Raw genomic sequence first — 6,420 nt, forward strand, 5'->3', positions numbered from 1 at the left:
CGTAGTAAAAAGAGGAACACCTTATGTCGTTCTTCAGCAATATGCAGCCTAAAAAATAAAACTAAATATTACTAGGATTTGATCTTGGAATACGTGTATGGTTAGTTGCGTGGTTTGGTAGCTAATTTAGCAAACTTTTACGGACCAGAGAAAATTCCGAAGGAATTTTCCAAAGAAGCACTTGCCAAAGCAATTAATTATACACGGTGTTGGCAGCCGTGCTTATTTTTTTATAAGCTATGTTTTTAATAAATGATAATTTAAGATACTCCAATTAGCTAACTAATTAACTTAATAAATAAATCTAGAGATAATCTGTTTTTAGTCCTGCGTTGTTGCTAATCAGGCACGCATTTTACGCTCAGCTTGTAAATCCTGCGTTATATTTTTAATATCGAGGAAACTTGGCAATTTCAAGATTTTACGTATAATGAGTTAGATGACTATTCTAGTTCCGTAAGAAATTAAAATTTCCGGCTCTATTTTATCTGATTTTACTTACTTAAAATTCTAAAAAAAATCGCGAAAAAGAAACTAGGCTTTTTTTTTGTTTAACGTAGGTGATTTTGAAATGTTCAGTTAAGGTTTAATTTGAACGAAATTGTCCAGGTTTTGGTTTAATCATTAGTTTTTACCGTAATATATTCGATAAGCTTTAAATCCATCGTTTTGCATTTCCAAATAAAGGTTCTTTAATAGCGCGAATAAAGAAAACCTGAAGGCAGGGTAGGCGAAGGTTTTTGCTGTCGAGGCGCATTGCTGCCAACGTGATTGTGTATGGTTAGTTGCGTGCTTAAGCAACTAATTTAGTAAACAAATACGAACCCGAGAAAATTCCGAAGGAATTTTCCAAATTAGCACTTGCCAAAGCAATTAATTATACACGGTGTTAGCATACGTTTTTTACCAATCTCTCCATTCACTCGCTATTCCATCTTCATAAGTGTGAATGTCAATTCCAACAGAGTCAGCTATGTTGTCAAAAATATCACAAAGTTCCTCTCTTTCTCCTGTTTCAATAAAGCAACCATCCAAACTATCATTTAGTTTATTAAACTCTAAAACACTTAATTTGATTAGTTCAATTTTATCATTCTCTTTTAAGTCTTCACTCTTTTCAAGTTTACTTATCAGTTTTGATATTATATTTTCGGCTTTCTTACAGTTTTTGGAATTATATTGCTCAAGACCATCTTCATATTTTTCCTTCCAATCTTTTATCGATAAAGATTTAAGTATAAATTGTAATTCAGATATTTGTTCCTCATGATATTGCTCTATGTCGACTCTTTTATTAAGATACTCATCTAATCTCTTCCATTTTTTTAACTGTTCTATTTTACCCATTTCTTGTAATTTTTCAACTAGTGGGTAATAGTCATTTTTTTTAACTCCTACACCTAATGGTTTAATATATAGGTTTTCAAGTTTTGACAATGACAATAAAAATTTTAGCGAGTTTAATTCATTAACTTCTGATATAAGTAAATTTGTAATATTTGGCAATTCGCCTAATGCTGATGCATCTTGCAGTTTTTTACAATTGAATAAATGAATTTGTTTTAACGCATAATTTGATTCGCCTAGTCCATTTAATGATAATAATTTAGGACACTTTTCCAATCTTATTTCTTCTAGCTTTTTTAAGTCCGATAATCCATTTAAATTTTCACAGGACAAAGAATAAATCTCAAGTGTTCTTAAATCAGTAAAATTTGAGAATTCGGCAAAATTATTTTTGTTGTAATTACGCATATAAACATGCCTCAAATTTGTGAGCTTATCAAAGTTCACATATTTCTTTGGTCCTATACCATTTATAAAGATTAATTCTGGGAAATTATCAAAGTCAAAAATCTCATGATGATTTTCGGAAATTCTTAAATGTGTAAGCTGATTGTGAATCATTAAAGGGCTTAAATCATCAATTTTAAATTGAATGTAAATTCCTTTAATATTTCTTAATCGTTTATCTCTTAAAAAGTCAAGTGTATTGGTTTGTAGATGAATATGTTCAATTCCTAGTTTTTGGGTTGCTCTAATGCATTGTTCTATGTTATTATCTGAAAACCAAACAGTATCCGTAGACTTCTCAAACCTTTTTTCAAATGGTTTTAATTTTTCAATTCGGACACCTTCGAAATTATTCTTGTTCCATGAACTAAAGATTTTTTTTAAAATGCTCATAGTTTTTTTTAAATGTATGCTAACGTTTATGTATAAGAATAGTTGCGGGTTTGTATGCGAGGATTTTCCGAAGGAAAATCAGACGTTACAAACACGCAACGACCTTTTGATTAAGCACTAAACCGCAATTGTTTTTATACGGTGTTACCTGCAGTTTTTATTCTCCAATTATTGTTTCAGTTTGTCCAGACAATACTATTTTTTCCTTATTCCAATTTTCAAATTCATAAATAGTCATATACTTTTCAGACATTTTAGTGTTTTTATAAGGGCTTTTGTCATTATTCATTTCTCGGTCAATTTTTTCGCAAGCTTTTTTGAAATCAGCAAATAACTGTTCTAAAACAAAGATTGTTTTTCCGTTAGATTTTGTCAAATGTTTTTCTAAATCAATATTGTTTTTACATTTTGAAGTTAAAAGAATTTCTTTTCCAGGTCTATATTGGTGTACTAAAGGACCTCGTAAATTTTGATAAATCCAAGTTCTATTTTGTTCATACCACTTGTTATTAAACCAATGTTTTAATGAATTTTCAAATCTGTTTTGTGATTGTCCGAATTCATTAAAGTCTTTTTCATCCACAAATGCCCCTAAAAATTCAATTCCAATCGATAATATTATAAATGCTTGAAAGTCGTTTTTTGAGTTAATAAACTCCTGTATATTTTCAGTCAAAAGTGAAATATGCTTCTTGGTAGTCGTATTTTCTTGATGTGCTGAGTTAATTTTGGCGGTCATTTTTTTCAAATTGCAGGTAACGGTTTTGTATATGGTTTGTTGCGTGGTTTAAGCACTAAATTTAGCAAATAAAAACCGAATAGAAAATCCGCGAGAATTTTCGTAAGTAGGCTTGAATTAGCAATAAATTATATACGTTGTTAGCGGTTCGGCTTTATTTGCTTTTTATTCAGTAAGCCAGTTAAATGCTTTTTCAAAATATCGTTCAGCATAAATTAATCTTTCCTGTTCACCGCAGCCAAATGTGTGAGTTTGACGCTGTGGTGAACCAGGTGAAGGGATTGCAATTGCTAATATTTTTCTATTCTCTACAATAAATACTTTGCCAATGTCATTTTTTATTTCGTTGGTATTACCTCCAATTTCATTTATGAATTCCGATTGGAATGTCATACTCAAATCGTTGTCCTTTATGCCTAATGGGTTTCTGTTATAACAAATAATTTGTTTTTCTAAGTCAGATAGTACTCCTTTTGAAGTGCAAATTATTTTAGTTACTCCATTTAAAAGTAGTTGACTAACAATTTCCCTATTCCAAGTCTTTTTCCGTAGAGCAGAATCTTCAGAACTATATGGGAAAGCTATTTTTTCTCCAGTTCGTTTATTTTTTTTATAACTACATCTCTCACAAGATTTAATTAAATCACTAACAGCAATTTTTCTTTTCTCTAAACTATTAAGAATTAGATTTGGATTCCAAGGTTGATTTATAGTGTTGTCTATAAATTGACTATATTTTGTCCATAAACTGTTTCTATTACTTCCATAAAAAAAGCGAACTGTTCCTTCATTAAGTCTATTTCTTTGTTTTAATCGGTTGTCTTGGTCTGTACATTCGTAAACAGGGAAACTACCTAAAATCAATTTGGTAGCTCGGTTAATTTGACCTTGTATCAAATATGGATGAGTTTCAATTTCTCCTATTGGCATATTGTCGGGTGTCGTTTTTTTAGCTGACCGCTAACGTTGTTGTATATGGTTTGTTGCGTGGTTAAGCACCTAATTTAGCAAATAAAAACCGAATAGAAAATCCGCGAGGATTTTCGTAAGTAGGCTAGAACTAGCAATAAATTATATACGGTGTTGTAATGCGTTTTTTATTCCGTTCTGATTCTCTTATTTCCACAAGCTGCACATAATTTAGCTTCTGGTGTTCTATATGGTTTTCCACAATTTTCACAATCAGGACCATACATTCCGATAGCGTGATGTACAATTGCATTAGGTTCAGTTTCTCCAAATCCAGTTAAATCATTATAGTAATCTAAAAGTTCTTGTCTGTCTTTTTTTTAAACTTTAAATCCTTTTGCATAAAGTTTGGATGCGATTGCGTGTTCTTCTTTGTCTAACATTGGAACGTCCATTTTACATCTCCAGCAATATTTAATTTCCATTTCCTATTATTCTTGCTTTCTAAATTTTGTTCTAAAATTAGAGAGACTAATTCCATTTGGGTCATAATTCCTAATCACAAGTTCAGTTTTAGTCAATTTTTCAAGGATATAACTCCGATTTCCCAAAGTCAGAATCGAATCCTTTTTTTGATATTTAAATTTTATTCCAGTATCATCAACTCCAGTAAAATCAGAATTCAGCTCGATTGTAATTCCGTCGCAAGAGTATTCAAATTCTTTTCCACTAAAGGCGTCAACACTTTTTGTAGTTCCGTCTTCAAGTTCTTTATGATAACATTTCCATTTTCCGACCAATTCGTTAGAAACGTTTTTCAAACCAACACAAGAAGTCAGAATTATTATTGAAATCGTAATTATGTGTTTCATTCAGATTGTTTTATTTAGTATTAAATTCCGATTTTAATAATCTTTTTAAATTCCAAAAATATTCTTTGTCAACTGTTAATTTTATTGCGATTCTTGATTTTCCGCAAATGCATTACAACGGTTTTGTGTATGCTTAGTTGCGCGGTTCAGCGAGTAAGTTAACAAAAACCCACGAACCTGAGAATATTCCGAAGGAATATTCCAGATGAGCACATACAAAGCAATTAAATATACACGGTGTTGGCAGCCGTGCTTATTTTTATCTCCTATGTTTTTTAAATAAACGATAATTAGATATATTTCAATTAGTTATCTAATTAACTTAAAGATTAAATACATCGAGAGATAATCTGTTTTTAGTCTTGAGTTGTTGCTAATCAGACACGCATTTTCCGTTCAGCTTGGAAATCCTGCGTTATATTTTTAATATCGAGGAAACTTGTCAAATTCTAGCTTTTATATATAATGAGTTAGATGATTATTCTAGTTCCGTAAGAAATTAAAATTTCCGACTCTATTTTTTCTGATTTTACTTACTTAAAATTCTAAAAAAAAAATCGCGAAAAAGAAACTAGGCTTTTTTATTCCGGTGTTTCTGTTTTCTAACCGCAATTTTCCGTTCTGCTTGTAATTCCTGCGTTATGATTTTCATTTCTATGTTTTGAAAATCCGATGTTATATTTTCTTAAAATTCAGATTGGTATAAGTTACAATTTAGCGTTGGATTTTGCCGTACACGCATTGCTGCCAACGTGTTTGTATATGGTTTGTTGCGTGGTTTAAGCAACTAATTTAGTAAATAATTACCGACCAAGAAAGTCCGCGAGGACTTTCGTAAGTAGGCTAGAAGCCAGCAATAAATTATATATGGTGTTGCCAGTAGTATTTTATTTGCAGACATTTTTTCTTCCAACTTTCACAATTTCTTCAATTCCGAATTTGTCAAATTTCTCAAGTAAATCAGTCGCACTATTTTGTTTCTTAAACTCAAGTTCTTCTTTGTAAAGAGGAATTAAAGTATAAATATCAATAGTTTTATCGTTTTCAAGTTCAATTTCAGTAAAATCAGCTGATAATTCCATTGAGCTGGCTAACATTACGGAATTAAATCCAATTCCTTCTGCAAGTTCATCATCATCTTCGTGTCCAAAAGTATGTCCAAAACCTAACCAAGTTTTATTTGGATGTGGTAACATCATTAATTCCTTCATTATTCTAATTGGCCAATAATTACGTTCATCGCTAAAAGACTCATAGTTTAAATTCCATTCTTTTGGTAGCAAAATCATAACTTCTGCAAATTCAGACGATTCTATGTCTTCAGGAACTTTCATTGGTAAAGCACTCATTCCACAGCTCAATAAAATGTGATACGGTCTATCTTCTGTAGCTTTTATAAAAAAAATGTCTCTGTGAATTATTTCAGATTCTATTTCGTCAAATACAACAATGTCTGCATCTTCATCAAAGAATTGGTCTAAATGACTGTCAACAATTTCAACACTATTAGGTACTTTATCGCTCATATTTTTTTCGGCATTTTGGGAATACATAATTGTTGAAACAAAAATCAGAAAGATAGTTTTATAGTTCATTATTTTCATTTGATTTCGGTTTCTGTATTATACTGATATAGGTTGACTCTTTTTTGGTTATTATTTCCACATTCAAAAGATTTTTTAGAGCCGTTTAGAAGGCAAAAAAATAGTTTGA

5 protein-coding genes are annotated in these 6,420 nt (G+C 30.8%); all 5 read right to left on the bottom strand.

Annotated features, from left to right (window positions below):
- Positions 1–903: 903 nt before the first annotated feature.
- A complete protein-coding gene (locus DFQ09_RS18300) occupies positions 904–2,187 on the bottom strand; it encodes a hypothetical protein (protein WP_115813029.1) in 1,284 nt (427 codons plus the stop codon).
- A 157-nt stretch (positions 2,188–2,344) separates the two neighbouring features.
- Positions 2,345–2,935, bottom strand: coding sequence for a hypothetical protein (locus DFQ09_RS18305; protein ID WP_147298376.1), 591 nt, complete (start codon positions 2,933–2,935; stop codon positions 2,345–2,347).
- A gap of 156 nt (positions 2,936–3,091) precedes the next feature.
- A complete protein-coding gene (locus DFQ09_RS18310; RefSeq protein WP_115813033.1) occupies positions 3,092–3,856 on the bottom strand; it encodes a uracil-DNA glycosylase family protein in 765 nt (254 codons plus the stop codon).
- Between the two features lie 470 nt (positions 3,857–4,326).
- Positions 4,327–4,707 carry a hypothetical protein gene (locus DFQ09_RS18320; protein WP_115813035.1) on the bottom strand — a complete coding sequence of 127 codons (381 nt, stop codon included), beginning with the start codon at positions 4,705–4,707 and terminating at the stop codon, positions 4,327–4,329.
- An 887-nt stretch (positions 4,708–5,594) separates the two neighbouring features.
- Complete coding sequence (locus DFQ09_RS18325) at positions 5,595–6,233, bottom strand: suppressor of fused domain protein (RefSeq protein WP_170309934.1); 639 nt, start codon at positions 6,231–6,233, stop codon at positions 5,595–5,597.
- Positions 6,234–6,420: the final 187 nt, after the last annotated feature.

This window comes from Winogradskyella pacifica, from assembly GCF_003386275.1.
GTDB classification, from domain to species: Bacteria; Bacteroidota; Bacteroidia; order Flavobacteriales; family Flavobacteriaceae; genus Winogradskyella; species Winogradskyella pacifica.

Excerpts from the sequence above, each read along its gene's own strand:
- DFQ09_RS18300 (WP_115813029.1), bottom strand. The coding sequence starts at position 2,187 with ATGAGCATTTTAAAAAAAATCTTTAGTTCATGGAACAAGAATAATTTC.
- DFQ09_RS18310 (WP_115813033.1), bottom strand. The coding sequence starts at position 3,856 with ATGCCAATAGGAGAAATTGAAACTCATCCATATTTGATACAAGGTCAA.
- DFQ09_RS18320 (WP_115813035.1), bottom strand. The coding sequence starts at position 4,707 with ATGAAACACATAATTACGATTTCAATAATAATTCTGACTTCTTGTGTT.
- DFQ09_RS18325 (WP_170309934.1), bottom strand. The coding sequence starts at position 6,233 with ATGAGCGATAAAGTACCTAATAGTGTTGAAATTGTTGACAGTCATTTA.